The 23,499-nt window shown below is 33.8% G+C and carries 28 protein-coding genes, 3 tRNA genes and 1 pseudogene; 19 read left to right on the plus strand and 13 right to left on the minus strand.

Annotated elements, in window-relative coordinates; translation table 11 throughout:
- Positions 1-188: 188 nt before the first annotated feature.
- The 4 genes from rimM to OOK99_RS00480 all read left to right on the plus strand — a co-directional run bounded on the left by rimM (position 189) and on the right by OOK99_RS00480 (position 3,315).
- The gene (gene rimM / locus OOK99_RS00465; RefSeq protein WP_006014540.1) at positions 189-689 is read left to right on the plus strand and encodes a ribosome maturation factor RimM; all 501 of its coding nucleotides are present in this window, start codon (positions 189-191) and stop codon (positions 687-689) included.
- 59 nt (positions 690-748) lie between these two features.
- On the plus strand, positions 749-1,315 hold the full coding sequence (gene efp, locus OOK99_RS00470) for an elongation factor P (RefSeq protein WP_017532253.1): 567 nt from the start codon (positions 749-751) through the stop codon (positions 1,313-1,315).
- Positions 1,316-2,008, plus strand: a complete 693-nt coding sequence (locus tag OOK99_RS00475) for an inositol monophosphatase family protein (protein ID WP_264719854.1) — start codon at positions 1,316-1,318, stop codon at positions 2,006-2,008.
- Positions 2,009-2,201: 193 nt separating this feature from the next.
- Positions 2,202-3,315, plus strand: a protein-coding gene (locus OOK99_RS00480) for an IS3-like element ISWpi17 family transposase (protein WP_264719779.1) whose coding sequence is annotated in 2 segments (ribosomal slippage) — positions 2,202-2,467 and positions 2,466-3,315 — 1,116 coding nt in all. Because the reading frame shifts where the segments join, the coding sequence is not laid out codon by codon here.
- Between the two features lie 89 nt (positions 3,316-3,404).
- Here the strand turns inward: OOK99_RS00480 and hemA are convergent.
- Complete coding sequence (gene hemA, locus OOK99_RS00485; RefSeq protein ID WP_264720202.1) at positions 3,405-4,610, minus strand: 5-aminolevulinate synthase; 1,206 nt, start codon at positions 4,608-4,610, stop codon at positions 3,405-3,407.
- A gap of 64 nt (positions 4,611-4,674) precedes the next feature.
- Positions 4,675-5,886 carry a TomO hydrophobic C-terminal domain-containing protein gene (locus tag OOK99_RS00490; RefSeq protein WP_264719855.1) on the minus strand — a complete coding sequence of 404 codons (1,212 nt, stop codon included), beginning with the start codon at positions 5,884-5,886 and terminating at the stop codon, positions 4,675-4,677.
- 30 nt (positions 5,887-5,916) lie between these two features.
- Between OOK99_RS00490 and OOK99_RS00495 the strand changes: the two genes are divergently transcribed.
- A protein-coding gene (locus OOK99_RS00495) for an IS630 family transposase (RefSeq protein ID WP_264719384.1) occupies positions 5,917-6,928 on the plus strand; the annotation gives its coding sequence in 2 pieces (ribosomal slippage) (positions 5,917-6,378 and positions 6,380-6,928; 1,011 coding nt in all).
- 7 nt (positions 6,929-6,935) lie between these two features.
- A pseudogene (locus OOK99_RS00500) lies at positions 6,936-7,424 on the plus strand (alpha/beta hydrolase); the annotation flags it as partial.
- 15 nt (positions 7,425-7,439) lie between these two features.
- Here the strand turns inward: OOK99_RS00500 and OOK99_RS00505 are convergent.
- The 4 genes from OOK99_RS00505 to OOK99_RS00520 form a co-directional block, all read right to left on the minus strand.
- Complete coding sequence (locus tag OOK99_RS00505) at positions 7,440-7,694, minus strand: hypothetical protein (RefSeq protein ID WP_264336264.1); 255 nt, start codon at positions 7,692-7,694, stop codon at positions 7,440-7,442.
- Positions 7,695-8,284: 590 nt separating this feature from the next.
- Positions 8,285-8,361: transfer RNA gene (locus OOK99_RS00510), tRNA-Ile, on the minus strand.
- Between the two features lie 39 nt (positions 8,362-8,400).
- Positions 8,401-8,727 carry a thioredoxin gene (gene trxA / locus OOK99_RS00515; protein WP_264336265.1) on the minus strand — a complete coding sequence of 109 codons (327 nt, stop codon included), beginning with the start codon at positions 8,725-8,727 and terminating at the stop codon, positions 8,401-8,403.
- Positions 8,728-8,794: 67 nt separating this feature from the next.
- A complete protein-coding gene (locus OOK99_RS00520) occupies positions 8,795-9,430 on the minus strand; it encodes a ribonuclease D (protein WP_264336266.1) in 636 nt (211 codons plus the stop codon).
- A gap of 151 nt (positions 9,431-9,581) precedes the next feature.
- On the opposite strand from OOK99_RS00520, the gene OOK99_RS00525 reads away from it, so the two are divergent.
- Positions 9,582-9,654, plus strand: a tRNA-Gly gene (locus tag OOK99_RS00525).
- A 98-nt stretch (positions 9,655-9,752) separates the two neighbouring features.
- Here the strand turns inward: OOK99_RS00525 and OOK99_RS00530 are convergent.
- Positions 9,753-9,932, minus strand: coding sequence for a hypothetical protein (locus OOK99_RS00530; RefSeq protein ID WP_264719857.1), 180 nt, complete (start codon positions 9,930-9,932; stop codon positions 9,753-9,755).
- Between the two features lie 29 nt (positions 9,933-9,961).
- Here OOK99_RS00530 and OOK99_RS00535 point away from each other — a divergent pair, with 29 nt between their 5' ends.
- From OOK99_RS00535 to OOK99_RS00545, 3 genes are read left to right on the plus strand one after another with little or no spacing between them, the layout of a single operon-like run.
- Positions 9,962-10,249 (plus strand): hypothetical protein, encoded by a 288-nt coding sequence (locus OOK99_RS00535; RefSeq protein WP_264719858.1) that lies wholly within the window; start codon positions 9,962-9,964, stop codon positions 10,247-10,249.
- 41 nt (positions 10,250-10,290) lie between these two features.
- A complete protein-coding gene (gene era / locus OOK99_RS00540; RefSeq protein ID WP_017532191.1) occupies positions 10,291-11,175 on the plus strand; it encodes a GTPase Era in 885 nt (294 codons plus the stop codon).
- On the plus strand, positions 11,168-11,995 hold the full coding sequence (locus OOK99_RS00545) for a 3'-5' exonuclease (RefSeq protein WP_063630733.1): 828 nt from the start codon (positions 11,168-11,170) through the stop codon (positions 11,993-11,995). Before era ends, OOK99_RS00545 begins: the two co-directional genes overlap by 8 nt.
- 42 nt (positions 11,996-12,037) lie before the next feature.
- Here the strand turns inward: OOK99_RS00545 and OOK99_RS00550 are convergent, their stop codons facing one another.
- Complete coding sequence (locus OOK99_RS00550; protein ID WP_264719859.1) at positions 12,038-12,640, minus strand: lipase family protein; 603 nt, start codon at positions 12,638-12,640, stop codon at positions 12,038-12,040.
- Positions 12,641-12,670: 30 nt separating this feature from the next.
- Here OOK99_RS00550 and OOK99_RS00555 point away from each other — a divergent pair.
- A protein-coding gene (locus OOK99_RS00555) for an IS630 family transposase (protein WP_264719384.1) occupies positions 12,671-13,682 on the plus strand; the annotation gives its coding sequence in 2 pieces (ribosomal slippage) (positions 12,671-13,132 and positions 13,134-13,682; 1,011 coding nt in all).
- Here the strand turns inward: OOK99_RS00555 and OOK99_RS00560 are convergent.
- On the minus strand, positions 13,661-14,308 hold the full coding sequence (locus tag OOK99_RS00560) for a lipase family protein (RefSeq protein WP_264719860.1): 648 nt from the start codon (positions 14,306-14,308) through the stop codon (positions 13,661-13,663). The genes OOK99_RS00555 and OOK99_RS00560 overlap by 22 nt on opposite strands.
- A gap of 30 nt (positions 14,309-14,338) precedes the next feature.
- On the opposite strand from OOK99_RS00560, the gene OOK99_RS00565 reads away from it, so the two are divergent.
- Positions 14,339-15,350, plus strand: a protein-coding gene (locus OOK99_RS00565; RefSeq protein WP_264719384.1) for an IS630 family transposase whose coding sequence is annotated in 2 segments (ribosomal slippage) — positions 14,339-14,800 and positions 14,802-15,350 — 1,011 coding nt in all. Because the reading frame shifts where the segments join, the coding sequence is not laid out codon by codon here.
- Here OOK99_RS00565 and OOK99_RS00570 read toward each other — a convergent pair.
- Complete coding sequence (locus OOK99_RS00570) at positions 15,329-15,565, minus strand: hypothetical protein (RefSeq protein WP_264719861.1); 237 nt, start codon at positions 15,563-15,565, stop codon at positions 15,329-15,331. The genes OOK99_RS00565 and OOK99_RS00570 overlap by 22 nt on opposite strands.
- Before the next feature lie 331 nt (positions 15,566-15,896).
- Between OOK99_RS00570 and OOK99_RS00575 the strand changes: the two genes are divergently transcribed.
- The 5 genes from OOK99_RS00575 to OOK99_RS00595 all read left to right on the plus strand — a co-directional run bounded on the left by OOK99_RS00575 (position 15,897) and on the right by OOK99_RS00595 (position 19,502).
- A complete protein-coding gene (locus tag OOK99_RS00575) occupies positions 15,897-17,939 on the plus strand; it encodes a WD0745 family porin (RefSeq protein WP_264719862.1) in 2,043 nt (680 codons plus the stop codon).
- A gap of 119 nt (positions 17,940-18,058) precedes the next feature.
- Positions 18,059-18,283: a TA system antitoxin ParD family protein gene (locus OOK99_RS00580; protein ID WP_127463811.1), complete on the plus strand. Its 225-nt coding sequence runs from the start codon at positions 18,059-18,061 to the stop codon at positions 18,281-18,283.
- Between the two features lie 32 nt (positions 18,284-18,315).
- Positions 18,316-18,558 (plus strand): type II toxin-antitoxin system RelE/ParE family toxin, encoded by a 243-nt coding sequence (locus OOK99_RS00585; protein ID WP_230608979.1) that lies wholly within the window; start codon positions 18,316-18,318, stop codon positions 18,556-18,558.
- Between the two features lie 37 nt (positions 18,559-18,595).
- Complete coding sequence (locus OOK99_RS00590) at positions 18,596-19,384, plus strand: DUF2163 domain-containing protein (protein ID WP_264719863.1); 789 nt, start codon at positions 18,596-18,598, stop codon at positions 19,382-19,384.
- Between the two features lie 31 nt (positions 19,385-19,415).
- Positions 19,416-19,502 (plus strand) — tRNA-Ser (locus OOK99_RS00595).
- A 342-nt stretch (positions 19,503-19,844) separates the two neighbouring features.
- On the opposite strand, the gene OOK99_RS00600 is transcribed toward OOK99_RS00595, so the two are convergent.
- Together OOK99_RS00600 and OOK99_RS00605 are read right to left on the minus strand one after the other, a co-directional pair.
- A complete protein-coding gene (locus OOK99_RS00600; protein WP_264719864.1) occupies positions 19,845-20,114 on the minus strand; it encodes a hypothetical protein in 270 nt (89 codons plus the stop codon).
- 157 nt (positions 20,115-20,271) lie between these two features.
- Positions 20,272-20,454, minus strand: coding sequence for a hypothetical protein (locus OOK99_RS00605; RefSeq protein WP_264336274.1), 183 nt, complete (start codon positions 20,452-20,454; stop codon positions 20,272-20,274).
- Positions 20,455-20,511: 57 nt separating this feature from the next.
- On the opposite strand from OOK99_RS00605, the gene OOK99_RS00610 reads away from it, so the two are divergent.
- Complete coding sequence (locus OOK99_RS00610) at positions 20,512-20,859, plus strand: transposase (RefSeq protein ID WP_264336275.1); 348 nt, start codon at positions 20,512-20,514, stop codon at positions 20,857-20,859.
- Positions 20,860-20,887: 28 nt separating this feature from the next.
- Positions 20,888-21,370: an IS630 family transposase gene (locus OOK99_RS07030; RefSeq protein ID WP_406719359.1), complete on the plus strand. Its 483-nt coding sequence runs from the start codon at positions 20,888-20,890 to the stop codon at positions 21,368-21,370.
- Between the two features lie 593 nt (positions 21,371-21,963).
- Here the strand turns inward: OOK99_RS07030 and secD are convergent.
- Positions 21,964-23,478: a protein translocase subunit SecD gene (gene secD / locus OOK99_RS00615; protein ID WP_264719865.1), complete on the minus strand. Its 1,515-nt coding sequence runs from the start codon at positions 23,476-23,478 to the stop codon at positions 21,964-21,966.
- Between the last annotated feature and the right edge of the window lie 21 nt (positions 23,479-23,499).

The following is a 23,499-nucleotide window of genomic DNA, read 5'->3' on the forward strand; positions in this document are numbered from 1 at the left end:
ATAGTTTTATAGATTCACCTTTTAGCTTGCAGTTGATTTTTTCTAAGCTACTTATAATACTTTGCTTTTCTTGATTACTGATAGAACTCACACATTACCCGCTATAATTATTACAATATTAATTGTATGTTAATTCAGTAAATTGTCAATTCTATGGACAAAAAGCTGATTTCAACTATCATATTAATATGAATATATGCCTCGGAATAATTACTTCTCCTCATGGAATCAAAGGAGCTGTCAAAATAAAAACCTTTACTGAAAAGCCCGAAAATATTTTCCTATATGGTGAACTAATAATCGGAAGTGAAAATTATAAAATAAGCTTGGTGTCTGTTGTCAGTAATAATTTAGTAATAGCAACAATTAGCGGTGTGAATTCCCGTAATGAAGCAGAGCTTTTAAGAAATAAAAAGTTATATATAGAAAGAGATAAGCTACCACAGTTAAATGATGAGGATGAATTTTACCAAGATGATCTTGTGAATATGGAAGTAAGACTAGAGAGTAATGAATTATATGGCTATGTGAAGTCTGTGAATAATTTCGGCTCAGGGGATATATTAGAAATTTTGGTTATCAGCACAAAAAAAAACATTATGTTATCTTTTACTAAAGAAGTATTTCCATACATCAACATGAAGGAAAGGTATATAGTAATCAACATGCCAGAATTCATTGGCCAATAAAAATTTTGATATTTGTATAAAGTTATTTATAATAATCAGACCAAATTAAAAGTGTAATTATGGCAGAAAGGGCTAATGATATCAGGCCAGGTCAGGTACTAGAACATAACGGTGGATTGTTTTTGGTTGTAAGTATTATGCATACTCAACCTGGTAAAGGTGGTGCATATATACAAGCTGAAATGAAAAATATCCAAACAGGAGCAAAGTACTATGAGAGGTTTCGCTCTGATGCAACAATCAGAAGGGCAATTTTAGATGAAGAGGAATATGTTTATCTCTTTACTGAAGGGAATATCGTAAATCTTATGCATCCAAGTAGTTACGAGCAGATTGTTATAAATTTAGACTTATTAGGGGAAAAGAAGGCTTATTTGCAAGATAATATGAAAATTAAAGTAGTAACTTATCAAGATAAAATAATTTCTGCACATGTGCCTGATCACGTTACACTAACTGTAAAAGAGACAGAGTCTGTTATCAAAGGTCAGACTGTTACTGCTTCTTATAAGCCTGCAATTTTGGAAAACGGAATACGTGTTAACGTGCCTCAATTTATAAAAGAAGGGGATAAAATTGTATTACATACTCCTGATAACAGCTATTACGAAAGAGTAAAAGAGTAAATGGCCATTTCATCACCACGAATCAATGTGATGCTTGATTCTGTACGCAGTGCCTCCAAGCAGCTTATACGTGATTTTAATGAATTGCAAATTTCAAGCGTTAAGTCAGCAGACTTTATCAATAAAACTTATTCAAAATCCAAGCAACTTATATACGATTGCTTGAAAAACTACAACCAGAACTATGACTTTATTTTTGAAGACGATGTGGGCCAAGATCTAAAAGACGGCGGTTATACTTGGTTTATTATGCCTATAGAAGGCAAGGAAAACCTTTTTAGTTGTATGGTTTATTTTGCAGTATCAGTTTGTCTCATTCATAAAAACAGAGTTGTAGCAGCTGTGATTGATGCTCCAGCCCTTAGAGAAACTTTCTGGGCAGAGGAAAAGAAAGGAGCTTTTCTTGAAGATTTCAAATCTCGCCATGTAAAAATGCGGATGAAAGCTCGTGAAGGGGGAATAATAGACATAAGTGGTAATTTGTTAAATAAATTACCACTTGACAATAATAATCTACGCTCCCTTGGCTCAACGGTACTAGGTTTTGCATATCTTGCTGCCGGAAGATACAATGGAATAATTTACTCTGTAATTAATAAATATAAAACTTCACTCGGTAGGCTTTTTCTGCAAGAAAGCGGTGGGAGATTAAGGGAAGATAACGCGCTTGTCATTGCTGGAGATATAAACTAAAGTTCATTCAAAAGAGCAAAAGTCACGTAGTGAAAATAATAAATGGTCTTACCTACCCCTCATTGCAGCAGGGTGGCAAAATAAGATAGACGAGAAAAGACAACTATAGGAACAAATAGTCAGTATAATGCACCCCATAAACTAGACCAAAAAAAAATGGTTGATCCGAGTAGGAAGGTAAAGGGGTAAAAGTATGGCAACAAAAAAATATGAACCAGAGTTAAAAGCAAAGATAGCTTTGGAAGCAATAAAAAATCAAAAAAGCACAGCTGAGATATGTAGTGAATATAAAATACCATCAACAAATCTATATGATTGGCGTGATAGAGTATTGGCAAGGTTAAAAGACCTATTTGTTGAAGAAAGTGAAAGTGCGAGAAAACAAAGAATCTTAGCGCAAGAAATAGAAAGTTTACATAAAGTAATAGGAGAATTGACAGTGGAAAATAGCTATTTAAAAAAAAATTACTGAAATAAGCAAAAAAGATAGAGTAAGGTTTATAGAAAAAGATTCTGATCTGTCAATTAGGAAACAGGCTGATTTATTGGGGATTTGCAGATCTAGCCTATATTATAGGCCTATAATTAATAACGAAAGTGAAGTAGCAAATTTGATTCAAGAAGTATATTTGGCTTCTGATTGCCGTTATGGATATCGTAAAATTACTGCTGAAATCATAGCGAGTGGAGTAGTAGTCAATCACAAAAAAATCTTAAGAATTATGAAAAAAATGAAGATTAGTGGGCTGTATTGTAGAAAAAGATGTAATACAAGTATTAAAGAAAAAAAGCATAAAATATATCCTTATTTACTCAAAGATTTGATTATTTGTAGAGTTAATCAGGTATGGGCTACTGATATAACATATATTATGGTAGAAGGTAAGTTTATCTATTTTGTGGCAATAATGGACTTGTATAGTCGCTATATTATTGCTCATTCATTATCACCATATCTCGATGCTGGATTTTGCCTTTATACTCTCAAAGAAGCTCTAAAACAAGGTAAACCTGAGATTTTTAATAGTGATCAGGGGGTGCAGTTTACTAGCTACAACTTTATTATGGAATTAGAGCGTGCTAATATTAAAATCAGTATGGACCATAAAGGACGTTGCTTCGACAATATATTTGTTGAGCGCTTATGGAGAACTTTAAAGCAAGAAGCTATATATTATTATAGACCAAATAGTATCAGAGATTTAAATCTTATAATAAATGATTTTGTTGCTTGGTATAACTATAGAAGGCGACATCAGACTCTACATTATAAAGTTCCTGCTGATCTTTATTATCATAAACAGTAAATGAATATATTGATAAATACTTTAAATGTGTGTCGACGTATTTATCAACATATTCATTTTAAAAATCGGATCACTTTGAAAAAAATGGTCTAGACAAATGGGTGCATTATACAAACAGACAATTTCTCAAAAACTTTTACAAGAGATTTTGTTAAATGCTCTATCATTTCATTTGTATGGTAAGGCGTAGGAGTAATACGGAAGCGCTCAGTCCCCTTTGAAACTGTTGGGTAATTTATATGTTGTACATATATTCCATACTTATCAAATAACAATTTTGATGCTTTTTTGGACAACTCAGGATCGCCAATTATGATTGGAATTATATGAGTTTCTGTTTGCATAAAATTCACTCCTGCGTTTCTCAGTGAGTCTTTTACCTTTTCAACAGACTGCTTTTGCTTCTCTCTTTCAACATTGCTCGATTTTAAATGCTCAACGCTTGCCTTTGCTGCTGCTGCTAAAACGGGTGACATAGCAGTAGTAAAAATAAATCCTGGGGCTGAACTTCTTATTACATCCACCAAGCTCTTTGAAGACGCTATATATCCACCCATCACTCCAAAAGCCTTTGATAATGTACCCTGAATAACAGTTATTCTATCCATCAAACCTTCTCTTTCTGCAATTCCGCCACCGCGCGGTCCATACATGCCAACTGCGTGTACCTCATCCAAATAGGTAATTGCATTATACTGATCTGCTAGATCACATATCGCTTCAAGCGGTGCTACATCACCATCCATTGAGTATACAGATTCAAGTGCTATTATTTTCGGCGTTTTTATATCTATAGACTTTAGCAACTGCTCTAAGTGATCAACATCATTATGCCTAAATATGTGCTTCGGTCTTTTTCCTGATTTTATACCTTCTATCATTGAAGAATGGTTTTTCTCATCTGAAAAAATTACCACGCCCGGAATAACAGACGATAAAGTACTAAGTGTAGTTTGGTTGGCAAGATAGCCACAAGCAAAAGTTAAAGCAGCTTCTTTTTGATGCAAGTCAGCCAAAGACTTCTCGAGCTCAACAACTTCCTTTGTTGTACCTGATATATTTCTTGTTCCTCCAGCACCAACAGATGAATTTTGAATAGCAGCAATGACACTATCGTTTTGTGACATTCCCAGATAATTATTACTGCACCAGACAATAACCTCTCTATTTCTTTCATAATCCATAATATAGGGAAGTTTGCCAGGTAATGACGCAAAATGCGTGAATTCACGATAGCGCCCTTCTTCTTTTATATCTTTGATTTTATTTAAGAATATTTCTTCGTAGTCTACCAAGTTTTTATCTATTAACAATCAATATAATTATAATAAATTATTAAATGATAGACTACTATATTTATTACTTAGACTGACATTCTTCTGTCTGCATAACCTTTTTGACCTGATTATCCTCAACTAAGCTTTTAGGCCTATAGCAGTACGTAATTGTAGCTGCAATAAGACAACAAACTGCAACTGCTATTCCTATTGCTAACATTTCCAAGTAAACTGCAACAGCTGCTCCTAAGGCAATACCAGTTATTGCAAGCGCAGAAGCAGCTACGACATACTTTTTTGTGTTTTGCGAAACAGTTGTTTTTTGATTACTTTTGCTGCCTTGCTCATCAGCTATTGGTATCACAAGTTCTGGTTGTGTATCTTTGTTAGCTATTTGCTCTACACGCTCAGCGGGTTTATTGGAAATTTGCTCTTCCCTGTTATTACCAATTGATATTACAGTATCAAGACTTTCATTTGCAAAACCTAATGATGATGATTGAGATTGAACAGTAAAATCTTCTTCATTGTGTGCAGTACCAAATTGACTTCCAGGAATAGGCGATGTGCCCTGATCTACAGTTGTAGGTATTGTAAAATTTTGCTGATCATCTTTTTCGTCATTTAGATTATCAGACTTTTCCTCAGTGACCATTGAAGGCATTTCTGCTGCAGTTTCAGGTACTTCTGTTTCAGAAATAATATCAAACGAAGGAGAATCTGAAGAAATTCTAGGAGAATCGTCACTTTCAAGTTTAGAAAAATCATTATTATCAGAACTCAGTGATGATTCACTTCCTTCACGCTCTACCACAGGAATTTCTTGGCTAATTACAGTAGCACCCATACTTTCTACACTATCATTTACTGGTAATACAGCAGTAGTTTTTTCTAACTCTTTTTCAAGAAATATTTTAATTTCTGCGAGTTTGCTTTTAGATACTTTATCTTTCTTACCAACTTCCGTCTTATTAGCGTCTTCTAAGGCTTTATTCAAGATTTGCTTTGTGTCTACACTATTGCCCTCTTGCTTTGCCTGTTCCACTAAAGATATTACTTCTTCATAATTAAGAGCGAAGATAGCATCAGACAACATTTCCCCTACGGTTTTTATATTTTGATCACTACTATTCATTTTAACCCTCCTATAATTATTATTATCTATAGTTTCTTCTATTGAAACCTTTTTATTATTCATAATATTTTCTCCTTCATCAACAATACTCCTTTGTAGCTGCTTATACCAATTCCCGTTACACGGGAAACAGATAGACAATAATGGAAGAAAAGCCATAATGAAATAAGTGAAATAGTTTAGGTATAAATGGCACTCAGATCAAAATTATTGGATGAAGAAGTAGTAAAATCAGCAAAAGAGATGCTGAAGAAAGTAAGGAATAATGCATATGTTTCAAAAAAACTAAACGCTGTAATTGCAGCAAAAAAGTACAGTATAACGTCTGTAGCAAAAATATATTGCATTTCAAGAAAGGCACTAACTTCGTGGATAAAACTCTTGAAATTTGGCAGAGAAGAAAAACTGTTTGCTCCTCGATCACGCCGAAGAAAAACTAAATTAAATCAGGCTCAACTACAGCAAATTGAAGCATGGATAGAAGAAAACCCTAATATTACCATTAAAGAAATGAGAATAAGAATACAGGAAAAGTTCGACTTAAATATTAGCAAATCTACAGTACACCGCCATATGCAAAAGATGAAATTTTCATATATTACACCAAGACCAGTACACAACGTACAAGATAAAAGTAAACAAGAGGAATTCAAAAAAAAATCTCAATGAAGTTATTGGAAAGTATCCTGAAAAAGAGCTATTTTTCTTTGATGAATCAAGGTTTGGCACACATTCGAAAGTTGGGCATGGATGGTTTAAAAAAGGTACTAGAACTCGGGTTAAAATAAAGTTAGGTAGGCATAATTTTTATCTCTACAGTGCAGTTAATCCTAAAAATGGAGAGAGTTTTAGCTTATTTGCACCAAATGTTAACACTGATTGCATGAATATATTTCTTGAGCAAATGTTGCAATATCTAGGGACAAGAGAAGCTGTTCTTGTTATGGACTGTGCTAGTTGGCATAAGTCAAAAAATTTAAAGGTACCTAAAAACATTGAGATTATATACCTACCTCCATATTCACCTGAACTTAATCCTGTTGAGAGGCTTTGGTTATATATAAAACAGAACATTTTGCGCAATAAAATATACAGTACTATTGCTTTGCTTGAGAGCACTTTATGCAAATTTCTTACCTCTCTTGCTACTTCTACAATTAAACAACTCTGCTCTGTTTCCTATTTGACTCCACAACAATGAGAATTGGTATAAGCAGGCAAATATAGGTACTAAAATTTCTGATATAGAAAAAAGTCATAGGAAAAAAAACTATCAAAAAAAAGAAACTTTTGAAGGTTTTGAGCAATACAAAGAGTTTTTCATGGAGCATACCGATTTAGCTAAAATAAAAAACCTTGAATCTGAAGTTGGAATAATGAGAAAATGCTGGAATAAGTTTCTATCGTTACTACCTATTAAGGCAGATGATATTCACTTTTCTCCGATTACAGAATTGTGCTCATCAAGTGAACACAAATACACTCTTCCTGAGCTAATTTCACTCTTTTTAGAATTCACAGATGATTATTTCAAAAAGAAGGGCTCGCTCAATCAAGAGATAAAAACAAAAGTGATATGTGAAAAGAATAGTGAAAAAGAAATAGAGGAAAAGAAACAGTATTTTACCAATTTAAAGAATTATTCAATAAGTCAGAGTATATCTAAAAAGCTAACATCTCTTCAAATATTGAAATAAGTGTTTCTTTTGTGATTAAAAAAACATTGCATCTTGATTGTGTATTTCATTTGCTATAAGCAATAATTTTTCGCTTTCATCATAGAGATTGTTTTCACTAGCTAATAATTTCTCACTAATTTGTGGATAAAGTTTAGAAACGTACTTCTCATAGCATTTATCTAGGCATTCTTGGTCTGTACGTTTTGTTTTGTAGGAATGGCATTTCTCCTTACATTGATTATATCTAAATTCAATCCCTTTCTCTTTGTTTGATGCTTGTTGTTCCATAATATTCTTCAATTTAAATAATGTTAATATTAGCATACAAATATGAACATTATGCTAATATCATTACTTTTTAGGTATGCATAGCAAATTTATGCCTGGAAATAGTTTTTGGTTATTTCCTACACTTTCTTTATAAAAACCATAGGCACCCATTGATTTTTATTAGCTAAAGTAAAGGTCAAGTATCTGGAATTCTGGACATAAAATCCTCCTGTATAAAAAGATTTGGTAGCGCACATACGACAGAAATTAAGTATGTGTGTGCACCTACATACACTGAAAAAGATACGCTACGTTTTTTATTGAAAAGTTAATTGAAAGTCTGCAGACAAATTTGAGCTCTTAAAATATCTTTAATCGCAATTATAATTAGATTCAAAATACGCGGAAGTAATTTTTTTTGACAATAGATTTCTTTCATAACCAGGCGTCATCCCAGCTGAGATCCAATAAGAAAACCGCGCTGGAATTTTTGAATTCCAGTTATGCAAGGAATCTAATATCATGGATTTTTCAAACACTAACAACCAAGTACTTTAATAAGGCAAAAAGCTTATCCAAGAAAGTAGACCTTGCAATTGTATCGATAGTGGTGGGATTGGTAGGACTCGAACCTACGACCAATTCGTTATGAGCGAACTGCTCTAACCGACTGAGCTACAATCCCTTTTATTAACACTTATAATACACGCAAAAGGAAATTTGTCTACTCGCTTATTTCACTATCAACCCAACTGTGTAAATCATTTATTGCGCCAATTTTGCGTGCAATTTCCTTACCATCTTGAAATATGATTAAAGTAGGTATAGATTGAACTCCATACTTACTTGGCACCTCAGTTTCTCCATCTATGTCGAACTTGCAGATCTTGATCTTGTCTTTTCTATCCTTGGCTAACTGCTCGATACGTGGCATCAGAGTTTTGCATGGCCCGCACCATTCTGCCCAAAAATCTACCAGCACAAATCCTTTGTGGTTAGCAACTTCAGATTCGAAATTTTGATCATTTACCGCTTTAATATCATCACTCATAAAATACCTAAATTTTTATAAAATATAGCGTACCAATTAGTAGCTAATCAACTAAATTCTTGCAAACTCAAGGTGTTTTGCATAAAACCTGATGGTTAAAAATATCTACATTTCCCCAACCCATTGAATCTAGCTCAATACGAGTAGGAAGAAATTCAAAGCACTTTTCGGCTAATTCTTTTCTATTTTCACGTTCCAGCATTAAATCTAGCTTTTCCTTTATTCTATGGAGATATAAAACATCAGATGCAGCATAACTTTTTTGCTTGTCTGTTAAATTTTCATTTCCCCAATCAGAAGATTGTTGTTGCTTATTTAATTTTATATCAAGTAGTTCTAAGCACAACTCTTTTAAGCTATGACTATCTGTATAAGTGCGAACTAAACGTGAGGCTATTTTCGTGCAATAGCAAGGCAGTGCCCAGGTTTTTAAATAATAATGTATTATACTTACATCAAACCGCGCAAAGTGAAATATTTTGGTTATATTTTTATCCTCTAATATTTTTCTCAAATTTGGAGCTGTATAATCGTTTTTAAATTGAATCAAATGAGCGTTGCCATCATCAAAAGAGAGCTGCACAAGGCATAATCTGTCTCTACCATGAAGTAGCCCCATTGCCTCTGTATCAACAGCTATAGATTTTATATCATTCGGTATTGCACTGGCTGGCAGGTCGTCTTTATATATAAATATTCTCATAAATTTAATATGTTTTATGACACATACAATAATCAAAAATGAGTTTTAAGTATACGAAAAGATCATAGAAAATTGGCTCTCATGATTTTCATGTATGTAGGGTTTACAAATTATGATATGCATCTATAATAAGAATAAGTAAATTTTCATTGCGGGAGTGGCTCAGTTGGTAGAGCGCAACCTTGCCAAGGTTGAGGTCGAGGGTTCGAACCCCTTCTCCCGCTCTTTAATTTTAACATAAAAAATTTCCTTCCCCTATTCAACTAGTTCAGCTATACTAAAAGTAGCTAAAAGCTTTTTAGAAAATTATTATTTAGGAGGATTATATGGACGACGATACTAAAGCAATGTTATTTCTCTCAGGTATAGCTACACCAATAGGAGCACTTACAGGCTTAGGGCTCAGTTTTACAACTCTATCACCATTGGTAATGGGTGGGATTGTTGGTTCTATAGTTCCAGCATTGATTACAGCTCTGTTTGCGGGGAAGCTACTATACAAATTTTGCAAAAAAGATCATATTCAAAAGGATGAAAAATATGAGCCTATCTATTCTGGTATTTTCGCACTTGCAAGTGCTGCAATTGGAGTTGGTCTTGCTGCAGCTGCAACTGCTGTTTTCCCTGGGTGCAATGCTTGGAATGGGATCGGCAGCTTTAGCAGGTGCGGTGATAGCACCCATAGCAGTAATCGCAGGGTGCCTTGTAACAGTTTGTGTTATTGAACCAATAGCTGAAAAAGTGAATGATTATATTATATCACCTATAGTTGAGCGTTTTTCTTCAAAAGAGGAAGAGCGCGATCTACCTGCAAAATAATCAATTGACGTTAACGTTTAGTTTTCTTTATAATTTCCTTTGTGAAAGAAGAAAAATGCTTATTTGTAACGATAGCTGGTTTGCCAAATGCTGGAAAGTCAACGCTAATTAACAGCATCGTAGGCAAGAAAATTGCAATTGTCACCCCTAAAGTGCAGACAACAAGGACGCAGGTAAGGGGTGTTGCTATATGCAACAATGCGCAAATTGTTTTTACTGACTCTCCAGGAGTGTTTTCAGCAGAAACAAATCTTGAAAAAGCTTTAGTCAAATCTGCATGGGGAGCAGTTAAGGATAGTGACATTACTTTGTTGCTTGTTGATGTAAACAATTACCTAAAAAATATAGAAAGAATAAAAACGATATTTGCACGACTGGAGCGCACAAAAGGCAGATGCATTTTGGTTATCAATAAAACTGATTTAGTAAAGAAATCAGAGCTCAAGATGGCACATGAGCACCTAAATTTGCTTTATAAGTTTGAAAAAATTTTTACGATATCGGCACTGAAGAATGATGGACTTTCTAATTTGATGAATTACTTATCTGAAATTGCACCGATAAGCCCTTGGTTCTATGAAAAAGATCAAGTAACCGATTCCTCAGCTGATTTTTTATCAGCAGAAATTACAAGAGAGAAGTTATTCTTGAACCTACGTGAAGAATTGCCATACTCTACAGCTGTTATAACTGAACAATTTGAGGAAAAAAAAGATAAGAGTTTAGTCATAAAACAGATCATATTTGTATTGAAAGATAATCATAAGAAAATAGTGCTAGGAAAAGACGGCAGTAGCATAAAAAAAATTAATATCGAGGCGCGTACAGAATTGGAAAAGTTATTTGAGTGTAAAGTTCATCTCTTTTTGTTCGTAAAAGTGCGACCTTGGACTGATCGCCCTGAGGAATATATAAGTAATGCTTAATTCTTTGTTGGTATTTGATATTGAAACTATACCAGATGTAAATTCCTGTAAGAATTTACTCAATATTAGTGATGATAGCAGTGTAGAAGAAAAGAGGGATGCATTAACAAAATATCATCTTGAAATAACAAACGGGCAAAACTCTTTTCTGCGTCAGCCCCTCCACCTTGTTGTAGTTATTAGTTTTTTACTTTGTAATATAACACGCCAGAGCGGTTATGAAATGTTCACACTACAAGAAATAAGATCTGGAGGCACATTAAACTCCAATGAAAAAGAGCTAGTAAAGGGATTTTTTAACTACATATCAGAGAAAAAGCCAAGACTAGTTTCGTTCAATGGACGCACTTTTGATATACCGGTACTGAAGTACCGTGCTATGGTTCATGGCATTCAAGCAGAATATTTTCACAAAGCTGGCGATAAGTGGAATAGTTACAATCAGAGGTACAGTAGTGATTGGCATTGTGATTTGCTTGAATCTCTCTCTGATTTTGGAGCTTCTGCAAGAATGAAGATGAACGAAGTTTGCGCAGCATTTAATCTTCCCGGTAAGATTGGAGTTGATGGTTCACAAGTTATGGACTTATATGATAGTGGCAAAATACAAGAGATTCGCGATTATTGTGAAACAGATGTGATTAACACTTATTTGATTTATTTGAGGTTTATGCATCATCAAGGAAGAATTACTACAGAAAGCTATAATAAGAGCATAGAAGAACTGCTTTTAGAATGCGAAAAAAAAGAACACCTAAAGAAATTTAAAGAAGAATGGAAAATAACTTCTGGTGAAAATTTTTATATTGAATTTAAATGAATAGATGCTACAGAGCAATCTAATGATTGCTCTGTATAGTAGTTATAAACTCCTTGTAGTAGAAAAGACATTTTGATGTGCCCTTTGCTTAACTTCTGCTTGTTCAAGCTTAGAAAAATTTTCTAAGTTTTTATCTTGGTATTCCTTTTTTACTTTCTCGAAAAAATTTTGTCCACCAAGAATATAATTACCTAAATTAGCAGCATAATATTGAGCATTACCTAAAACTGCACAGTTAATTCGACTTAATATTCTCGAAGGGTAATAAAAGAGAGAAACGTTATTGTTCGATCGGAAATCCTTTTCATCCATTATTTTAATGGCTTCATGATAACCATCTATTTGATGAACAAAATATCCTTCAGGTACTGATATTCTCAATTGTGCACCTACATGAGCATAACCACAAATACCAGGTGATACCGCTGGTACTGGGTCTTGTCTATGTTGAGTTACTCTAATGGTTTTTTCTTGAAGAACATCATTATAAAATTCACTAGCAGTAAGATCAAAAACTCGTGGATCACCAAAAGTTGCAACATGAACATCTTCAGCTCCTTCTGTTTTATTGAGGCATAAAGCAGCTATCTTATACCAATTCCCGTTACACGGGAAACAGATAGACAATAATGGAAGAAAAGCCATAATGAAATAAGTGAAATAGTTTAGGTATAAATGGCACTCAGATCAAAATTATTGGATGAAGAAGTAGTAAAATCAGCAAAAGAGATGCTGAAGAAAGTAAGGAATAATGCATATGTTTCAAAAAAACTAAACGCTGTAATTGCAGCAAAAAAGTACAGTATAACGTCTGTAGCAAAAATATATTGCATTTCAAGAAAGGCACTAACTTCGTGGATAAAACTCTTGAAATTTGGCAGAGAAGAAAAACTGTTTGCTCCTCGATCACGCCGAAGAAAAACTAAATTAAATCAGGCTCAACTACAGCAAATTGAAGCATGGATAGAAGAAAACCCTAATATTACCATTAAAGAAATGAGAATAAGAATACAGGAAAAGTTCGACTTAAATATTAGCAAATCTACAGTACACCGCCATATGCAAAAGATGAAATTTTCATATATTACACCAAGACCAGTACACAACGTACAAGATAAAAGTAAACAAGAGGAATTCAAAAAAAAATCTCAATGAAGTTATTGGAAAGTATCCTGAAAAAGAGCTATTTTTCTTTGATGAATCAAGGTTTGGCACACATTCGAAAGTTGGGCATGGATGGTTTAAAAAAGGTACTAGAACTCGGGTTAAAATAAAGTTAGGTAGGCATAATTTTTATCTCTACAGTGCAGTTAATCCTAAAAATGGAGAGAGTTTTAGCTTATTTGCACCAAATGTTAACACTGATTGCATGAATATATTTCTTGAGCAAATGTTGCAATATCTAGGGACAAGAGAAGCTGTTCTTGTTATGGACTGTGCTAGTTGGCATAAGTCAAAAAATTTAAAGGTACCTAAAAACATTGAGATTATATACCTACCTCCATATTCACCTGAACTTAATCCTGTTGAGAGGCTTTGGTTATATATAAAACAGAACATTTTGCGCAATAAAATATACAGTACTATTGCTTTGCTTGAGAGCACTTTATGCAAATTTCTTACCTCTCTTGCTACTTCTACAATTAAACAACTCTGCTCTGTTTCCTATTTGACTCCACAACAATGAGAATTGGTATTAGCAATAGCTCCTCCCATACTGTGACCTGTGAGATTAATTTTAAAATCCTTGATTTCTGATCCCTGTTTTTCAGCATGAGATTTCAAAATGCCATACAGATTAGGCCATGAATCCATAAATGAATTATAGAAACCACAATGAATTCTTCCACCTTCAGGTAAAAATTCCGAAGTAGCAAAAAGTACATTTATATCAGTAATTCCATCATTAAAACTCTGGCTCAGACGAGTGCCATGGTAAGCTATTGTTATTTCTTTACCTTTTATAAAAACGTGACCAGCATCTTTCTCAAAGCTATTACCAAATGGAATAATTTCATAACCTTCGCTGATGAGTTCAGCTCTAGTTTTATACATTTTTTCAGTAGATGGAACAATTTCAAAATCTTCTACAATTTCAAATTCAGTTTTGTACGCTCTTTGAGCTAGGTTGTTACATCTTTTTTTACTTAATTTACCATCATCATCGCCATAGCTTATCTTGCAGAAATTACCCATTTCTAATAATTTCTCTCTATCAAATCCTGCAATTTTTACAATACTTTCATCTATTTTATAGTCATACCAATTCCCGTTACACGGGAAACAGATAGACAATAATGGAAGAAAAGCCATAATGAAATAAGTGAAATAGTTTAGGTATAAATGGCACTCAGATCAAAATTATTGGATGAAGAAGTAGTAAAATCAGCAAAAGAGATGCTGAAGAAAGTAAGGAATAATGCATATGTTTCAAAAAAACTAAACGCTGTAATTGCAGCAAAAAAGTACAGTATAACGTCTGTAGCAAAAATATATTGCATTTCAAGAAAGGCACTAACTTCGTGGATAAAACTCTTGAAATTTGGCAGAGAAGAAAAACTGTTTGCTCCTCGATCACGCCGAAGAAAAACTAAATTAAATCAGGCTCAACTACAGCAAATTGAAGCATGGATAGAAGAAAACCCTAATATTACCATTAAAGAAATGAGAATAAGAATACAGGAAAAGTTCGACTTAAATATTAGCAAATCTACAGTACACCGCCATATGCAAAAGATGAAATTTTCATATATTACACCAAGACCAGTACACAACGTACAAGATAAAAGTAAACAAGAGGAATTCAAAAAAAAATCTCAATGAAGTTATTGGAAAGTATCCTGAAAAAGAGCTATTTTTCTTTGATGAATCAAGGTTTGGCACACATTCGAAAGTTGGGCATGGATGGTTTAAAAAAGGTACTAGAACTCGGGTTAAAATAAAGTTAGGTAGGCATAATTTTTATCTCTACAGTGCAGTTAATCCTAAAAATGGAGAGAGTTTTAGCTTATTTGCACCAAATGTTAACACTGATTGCATGAATATATTTCTTGAGCAAATGTTGCAATATCTAGGGACAAGAGAAGCTGTTCTTGTTATGGACTGTGCTAGTTGGCATAAGTCAAAAAATTTAAAGGTACCTAAAAACATTGAGATTATATACCTACCTCCATATTCACCTGAACTTAATCCTGTTGAGAGGCTTTGGTTATATATAAAACAGAACATTTTGCGCAATAAAATATACAGTACTATTGCTTTGCTTGAGAGCACTTTATGCAAATTTCTTACCTCTCTTGCTACTTCTACAATTAAACAACTCTGCTCTGTTTCCTATTTGACTCCACAACAATGAGAATTGGTATCAGAAGGTAAAGAACATGGCTCATTTGGATCAGCACGATTTATAAATTCATAATCTTCAATGATCTCAAATTCATCGTCATATTCTTTCATCTCGTATTTGCCATCATCTACTGAGATAGAGTCTGGCTGTTCAGTATTACCTGGCTCTGAGCCTGTAGCAGCACCTGTAGTGCTAAACCAATTGCGTAAAAAACTAAAATCCATAAGTACCCCAATCTGTCAAAAATAAAACAATAATCTACCAACTGTAATACAAATTAATATTATTGTCAACAATTTATATTAATAATTTAATCTTTTTATGCTTTTACTTTGAGTAAATTTTACTTCCATAGAATAAGTATAGAGTTATAATACACTAACAAGCAAACCTCTGTACTAAATTTTGGTTAATATACACGTTGAGCGTATTAAGAAAGTTGCTTTTAAAGTATTGCATTTTACTTTTATTTTCGCTATAAGGTTGCTTTAAGTTGGATTTTCAACACCTTTATACTATTTATGTTATGATTTTAAAATTTTTTGGGGGCACTTCATGAAAAAATCTATTTATACTAGAACTGCTCTAGCTTCTCTATTGACTTTATGTTCTTTCAGTGGCTTTGCTGCTGACTTTTCTGACGAGAGTATGAAGGAAGTAAAAAAGCAAGAGAGTAACGAGTCAATCAAAACTTCTGGAAAGATGGAAGTGATGAAGACGTCAAATAAGAAACTAAAAGAAAAAATGGACAGGATATGTAATGCTGATCCAAGAAAAAAAGCCGAGGAGCTTAAGAAAAAAGAAGAACTAAGATTAGCAGCTGAGCAGAAGAAAAAAGAGGAGTTAAAATTAGCAGCTGAACAAAAGAAGAAAAAAGAAGAGTTAAAATTAGTAGCAAAACAAAAGAAAAAAGATGAAATTAGGCTAGCAAAAGAGAAAAAAGCAAAGCTTATAGAGGATTCAAAGGTGAAAGCTCTAAGCACTAAAAATTCTAATGTAGAAAAGTCAAAAATTAAGGGTTCTAAAACTAAGAATGCTAAAATTGAAGCTAAAGATATAAAAAAGGATGTAAAGGTTGTTAACAGCAATACAGAGGAAAAAGGTAAGGCAAGTCCTGTTGTTTCAGTTGGTGGGGTTGATATTATCAATACCAATCAAGGGGATGGTTTAAGAATAACTTTCGGTGGCGTTGTTGATTCTCAAGGTTATGGTAACCATGGGCTAAGTGGCTATAACCATTATAATGTTATGCCAGGTAAATCTACAGATTATTTTAACAATACTCCAGATAGTATAAAAGGAGCAAATCCAATATTTCCTAAAGGGATAGGGAATATTGGTGATTACAGTGAAAACATGGGCATGATTTCAGATGCAATATTGCACTTAAGAGCTGAAAATAAAAATGAGGATATTGGTCTTCGTTATGGTGCCGATGTACAATTCCATGTTCCAGTTACTGAAGGTAAAGGAGCTTCACAAGGCGTGAATGCTGCAAGAGGTAGAAGTGCACATGTGTTTTTGAATTCAAAATATGGTGATCTGAAACTTGGCTATCAGTTTGGTCCTGAGTCTCTGATGAGACTTGATGCAACAAGAATTGCAACTGTTGATGGAGCTGCAGATAGTGACTGGTTCAGAAAAGTAAACTTAGAAGGAAGTGCTGCAAACTTCCCATTTTACGTAACACCACGTCTTTACACTGAAAGCTTCTCGAGCGAGAGCGAAAAACTCTCCTTCCGTATGGCAGGAAAATACAACAAAGAGGTTATGACCACATTGCCATTTAGAGCTGCTTACTACTCACCAAATTATATGGGTGCAAGATTTGGTATTAGCTACTCACCTCGCTACGATAGTGGTTTATCCGTTGTAAAAGAAATAGTTCCAGATTTACTCAAAGATTCAAGTAATAAGGTAACAGAGGTAAAGAATGAGGAAATGTTAAGACATGTTGGGCCAGATTACCAGCATATAGTAAGCGCTGGTGCATCATATGAATATGACTTTAGTAAACATAATGTAAAAGTTAAAACTTCCGTAGTTGGTGAATATGGGTTTTCAAAGCAACCGAGTAAAGATAAGCACCTTTATAATGAGTTCATAGAATACAATAATCTGGCAGGCATTAATTTGGGTGCAAGCGCTGATTATAAGATTGATGAAGATCAAAGTGTAAAATTCGCTGCTTCTTTTGCATATTTAGGCAAATCTGGTCAACCTAAGAGTATCAAGGAACTCGACCTTGCTTCAAAAGAATATAAAGAGACTACTGATATTGCTAGAAAAAATGGCTTAAAGCAATTTAATGATAACAATACCATGTATTGGACTGCAGGTGCTGGTTATCAATATGATAATATCTATACAAGCTTGACATACTTTGGCAGTACAATGAATGATAAAGATATGCTTCATGATATTGCACTTGGTGTTCAGTATGATCTATCTTCTTGCAATAAGAGCAAGTTTGTTCCTTATGCAGCCTTACATTATTTTATGACTGATGAACAAGGTGCGCTGAAAGACCAAAAAGGTACTGATGTACCTTCTAACCAAGGAATTCTTCTCCTCACTGGTGTGAAGTTTTCTTTCTAGTTATTTAACAATACACACCACAGCTTGAATGTGGTGTGTGTTTTCACTATGCACTTTCAAAATGTTGAAAAAATTTCCAATATATGATATAATAGCTAAAACTAGGAAGTAATAATCTAATGAGTATAACAGTAAATCTTGATGGGGAATTTGAGAAGATAGTGCAGTCTCATTCCGTATTGCAAAATCGTTCTGTACCGCAACAAATCGAGCATTGGGCTAAGATTGGTCAGATTGTTGAAGATAACCCTGAGCTAAGCTATAATATTATCAAAGAAATCCTTTCAGGCATTGAGGATATCAAGTCAGGTAATGTTGAGGAGTATAAGTCCACAAAATTTTGAAGATTCTTCTCACCAACACTTTTAAGCGGTCAATGAAGAAGCTGCACAATAATCAACTACCCAAACTTGAAGAAGCCATCAAACAAATTCAAGGTAACCCATATATTGGAGAGCTAAAGTCAGGCGATCTTGCAGGTGTTCGCGTGTATAAATTCTCTATTTTTAATCAACTGACATTATTAGCCTATATTCACAACGAACAAAATAACATATTAACACTTCTTGCATTTGCTCCACACGAAAATTTTTATAGAGATTTGAAAAAACAAGTGTAGCTAAATGCAGGTATGCCATTATTTATAAGAGGCAACTATGCAAACCAAATTAAAAAACCATTTAGCTGGAGAATTACTTACCATCGCTACTTGCTGGAAATTAACACTTGTAGGTGGGAAAGTAATGGGATTTACCGACTATGACGAAGATTTAAATGTCAATAATATACTCTATAAATCTTCAAGTGGGTTTACAGCTAGTAGCATAATATTAAATAGCGATTTGAGAACTGATAATCTAGAAATTGAAGGAATATTAAATAGTACCGATATTAAAGAAAAAGATGTTTTATCAGGAAGGTATGACTTTGCAAATATTGAAATATTTCTTGTGAATTATAAAGATTTGAGTCAGGGAATTATGAATTTGCATGCAGGAACTTTTGGTAAAGTAACATTAAATAGTGGGAGGTTTATCGCTGAAATTAGAGGTCTTGCGACAAAGCTTGAGAGAAGCATAACAGAGCTATATTCTCCTGTATGCAGGGCACAATTTTGCGATGATAGATGTAAAGCTGATGCTAAAAAGTTTAGTAGAATGAGCACAATTACTAAAGTGATAGATGAAAGAAGATTTGAAGACACTAATTTAATCGAAAGCGATGGATATTATAAGCACGGAGTGTTTAGTTCAGCAACATTTGAAGTTGTAGTTAAAGAATACAAAAATAAAGTAGTTACATTATTTGCTTCTCCTCCATATCAAATTTCTACCGGAGATAAATATTCGATACTTGCAGGTTGTGATAAAGCGTTTTTAACGTGCAAAAACAAGTTTAACAATACTGTGAATTTCCGTGGCGAACCATATATACTAGTTGTTTAGCAGCATAATTTTTAATATTATGAATAAGTATGGAAAGGTGGCTGAGCGGTCTAAAGCACACGCTTGGAAAGCGTGCACATATGAAAATATGTCGGGGGTTCGAATCCCCCCTTTTCCGCACATTATTTCTAGTATAACATAGGTTTTATTCTTTAAGGGATATAGCATTAGCACTTCAGCTTCGCAATTTTTCGGAGTCATCTACGTCAATAAAAGAATAGAGTTATCAAGTTGCAGAGCCTTCTTGATTTTTGATGACGAAGAGTAATAGAAATACAATCCAGTAGCCAGCTGCTGATCCCTATTACTAATAATGTCTTGCAATACTATACTTAGTCTGTGTCATTTCTTCCGAGCATCAGCAAGCTCGTATATACTTAACCTACCATAATATGTCAATACAATTCTTTATTGAAAATTCCGGAAAACAAGAGAAGCCTCACGCTTTTTACTGTATCTGCTACAGAACAGAAAATGAATCTGCGAGAGCATGGAAATTGTCTCCAATACCTCTTAATGTATCACTTACATCAATAGATGCTGACTTTTGTGAATCAGATGGGGAAGCCTGTAAATCACACTTGAGTTTGCATAGTGCCTCACCGGGCACAGTCCATGAATTTTTTTCACAGTTGTTGAGGCAATTGCGATGCCATGCGCTCACATACTGTACATCCAACTTTTGTTGTAAATCTACTCCTATTTTTTCACTCTGTAAATTTCCTAACATAATATTCTCCTTAATTAAAAAACTAATATAATTTTAACATATCAATATTAATATATTAATATTGATATGGTTATTTCTCAATACAGTTTTCACGAAAGTTAAAACAAATTATACAGCCCTCCTTCCTCTCCACCTACAGAAACACTAAATATATTTTTTAAACACCTGTTTTGCTCTTGCCTCTAATCACTATTCCATTACTCACACTTGTTACCTCTATATCAGACGATTTTACATTATTCCTAATCAGATGATTTACCACTACTCTACACTTATATTTATCTATTTCTTGATCAGAGGTTTTTTTATAAAATTTCCTGTAATTTACCTCTCTCTTCATCAACTATAGTATTTCCTAAAGTAAATGATAAAGATATAATAAGGTATTTAAGTTATAATGGCATATAGTGTGGATTTAAGGGAAAAGGCAGTATTGATGATAGAAAAAGGGAAGACGAAGATTGAGGTAGCAGAGCTTATGGAGATAGGAATAGCAACTCTGTACCGCTGGTTAAAAAAGAAAGCTGCTGGTGAAAGCCTAAAGCCATCTAAAAACGGCAGCTTTATTCGAAAAATAGACCCAAAAATACTCAAAGAATATGTTACAAAGAATCCAGATCATACTCTGGCAGAGATGAAACGAAATCTTGGATTTGGAATACATTCAATTTGGTATAGACTAAAACAGCTAAGAATTACTTTAAAAAAAAGTCACACTATATCAAGAGCGCAATCAAGAAGATAGACAGCAATTTACCGATAAAATCTCAAAAATAGACCATTCTAGCACCTTATATATAGATGAAGCAGGAGTTGACAATAGATTATACCGAGAGTATGGGCGCGCTCCAAGAGGAAAGAAAATTTATGAAGATATTCCAGGAAGAAAACGAGAGAGAATCAGTATAGTAGCCGGGTGGATTGGAAAGAGATTTATTGCACCAATAACTTTTACTGGAGGGTGTAACAAAGAAGTATTTAATGCATGGTTAGAGCAGATATTACTTCCACAGTTACAACCTGGTACAACCATAGTTATGGATAATGCTACATTTCATAAGACTCCTACAACAAGGTCATTAATAGAATCTTTTGGCTGTCATTTGCTCTATCTTCCAACATATTCACCAGATTTGAATCCCATAGAACACTGTTGGCATAACATCAAAAGCCGTCTCAGACCTCTAATGTATAAATATACAGACTTACAACTTTTGGTTGGTAATGCCATAATGGAACTTTATCATCCATTTTAGAAAATACTATACTATTGGAAAATGCCCATCGTCTTGACATTTTTCTTAAATCGTGGCAGTCTTAACGTTCATTTCAAAATTTTCTCTGTCCTTTTTTGACTCCCTTTAAGAACTCAAAAGTTTGTTCCCATTTTCTTTTTTCTATGTAATATTCCATTGGTAGTTTCTCTATATTATTCACGGTCTCTTTTTCCTTATTTCTCCTACTTTTTCTTTACTTTATTTTCTCACAGCATATTTTGTTCACAGAACCCAGATAAAATTCACGAATTTCAATGCTTTAGCTATTTTAAGTAGAATTAAATTTACTAATACAAACAATAAATTACTATTCTTAAATTTGATCAGATTGATTGCAAAAAATAAGATTTTCAATACGTTGCTTGTATAGTTGGCCTTTCATAGTTAGTGATGCAACAAAGCCATTTCAGTGTTTGGGCGCTGGGGTGACACACTGGAATCCAGATTAAACACTAAGTTGGTAAGCATGTTACAACGTTTTTGACGACGAAAAGACTGGATAGCTACTTGCATGACAACCATTTAGTTGTCTTTTCTCGTCTATCTTATTTTGTCACTCTTCTGAACAGATACTAAAGTACTAGCTTTTGTGGGTTGATGCACAATTCTATCAGAAGTTTTGTGACTATAATTGCAGAAAACATCGAGCATAAAACTCCTATCGATAAAGTGATAGAAAATCCTCTAATTGCTCCGCTACCAATAATGAACATTATTCCTGAAGCAATTAGTGTAGTGAGGTTTGAATCAAGGATTGTTTTTATTGCGTTTTTAAATCCTTCTTCAATTGCACGAACCGTTCTTTTTCCTGCTCTTATTTCTTCGCGAATGCGTTCAAATATTAAAACATTTGCATCTACCGACATGCCAACAGTTAGAGCAATGCCAGCAATTCCAGGGAGAGTAAGAGTTGCTTCAAGTAAGGTAAGAATGAGTAGTATAGAGATTACATTAAAAACGAGTGCAACAGACGCTAACAAGCCTAATTTGCCGTAAGTAATGATTATAGATAAACCAACGGCTATGATAGAGATTATTGCTGCAATTTCTCCTGCTTTTATTGACTCTTCTCCAAGGCTTGGACCAATGTTTTTTTCTTCAATTATTTTAAGTGGTGCAGGTAGTGCACCTGATTTTAAAAGTATTGCAAGTTCACTCGCTTGTTTTTCAGTGAAATTACCGCTAATTTCTCCCTCTCCATTTAGAATAGGTTCACGTATTGTTGGTACAGTTAAGACTGTGTTATCTAAAACAATTGCAAAAGGCTTTCCTACATTTTCTTTAGTAATTTTTGCAAATTTTTTGCTTGCTATGCTGTCGAATTTGAAATGTACTGTTGGTTTACCTAAATTGCCAAATCTAACTGATGCGTTAACTAATGAATCACCGCCTATTTCAGTTTTGCGGAATATCGGGTAGGAATTACCCAAAGAATCCTTGAGCATAATCGTAGTGTCATGATCGATATCTTGCATTTTAGCTACATTGGTGTTTGCCAAATGGAAGGCCAGCTTGGCTGTTTTGCCAAGCAGAGATTTTATCTGCTGAGTGTCTTCTACTCCAGGAACTTGGACTAATATCTTATTTTGTCCTTGTTTTTGCACACTTACTTCCTTAGTACCAAGCTTATCTAAGCGTCTTTGAACATTAACTATTGACTCTGAAACTACTTCATTGATTAATGAATTCTTATAATGCGGTTTATATGAAATGAAAATTGCAGTATTTTTTCTACTCAATTCTAAATTTGGGTTTATTTTATGTATTAACGTTGAAACTTTTTTGTAATCATCAATATTATTTAAAGTTACAACCACTTGTTTATCGTTTTTTGCGCTAAATTCAATCTTTTGTGTTAACAGACCTTCTTTTATTTCATCGGTTAGCATGCTTAGTTTCTCTTTGAAGTAAAAATCTAAGTCTACATTTAGAAGCAGAGATGATCCACCTTTCAGGTCGAGCCCTAGATTTATCCTCTTTTTTGAGGTGAGAAACTTATTATCAAAGAAGTTTGGCAGTATTATATATAAAGATAGCAAAAAAATTAGCAATACTGAAAGAGATTTAATTATGAGCTTGTTTGGCATAAATTTAAACTATATTAGGTG

Source organism: Wolbachia endosymbiont (group B) of Eucosma cana (genome assembly GCF_947250645.1).
Classification (GTDB): Bacteria; Pseudomonadota; Alphaproteobacteria; order Rickettsiales; family Anaplasmataceae; genus Wolbachia.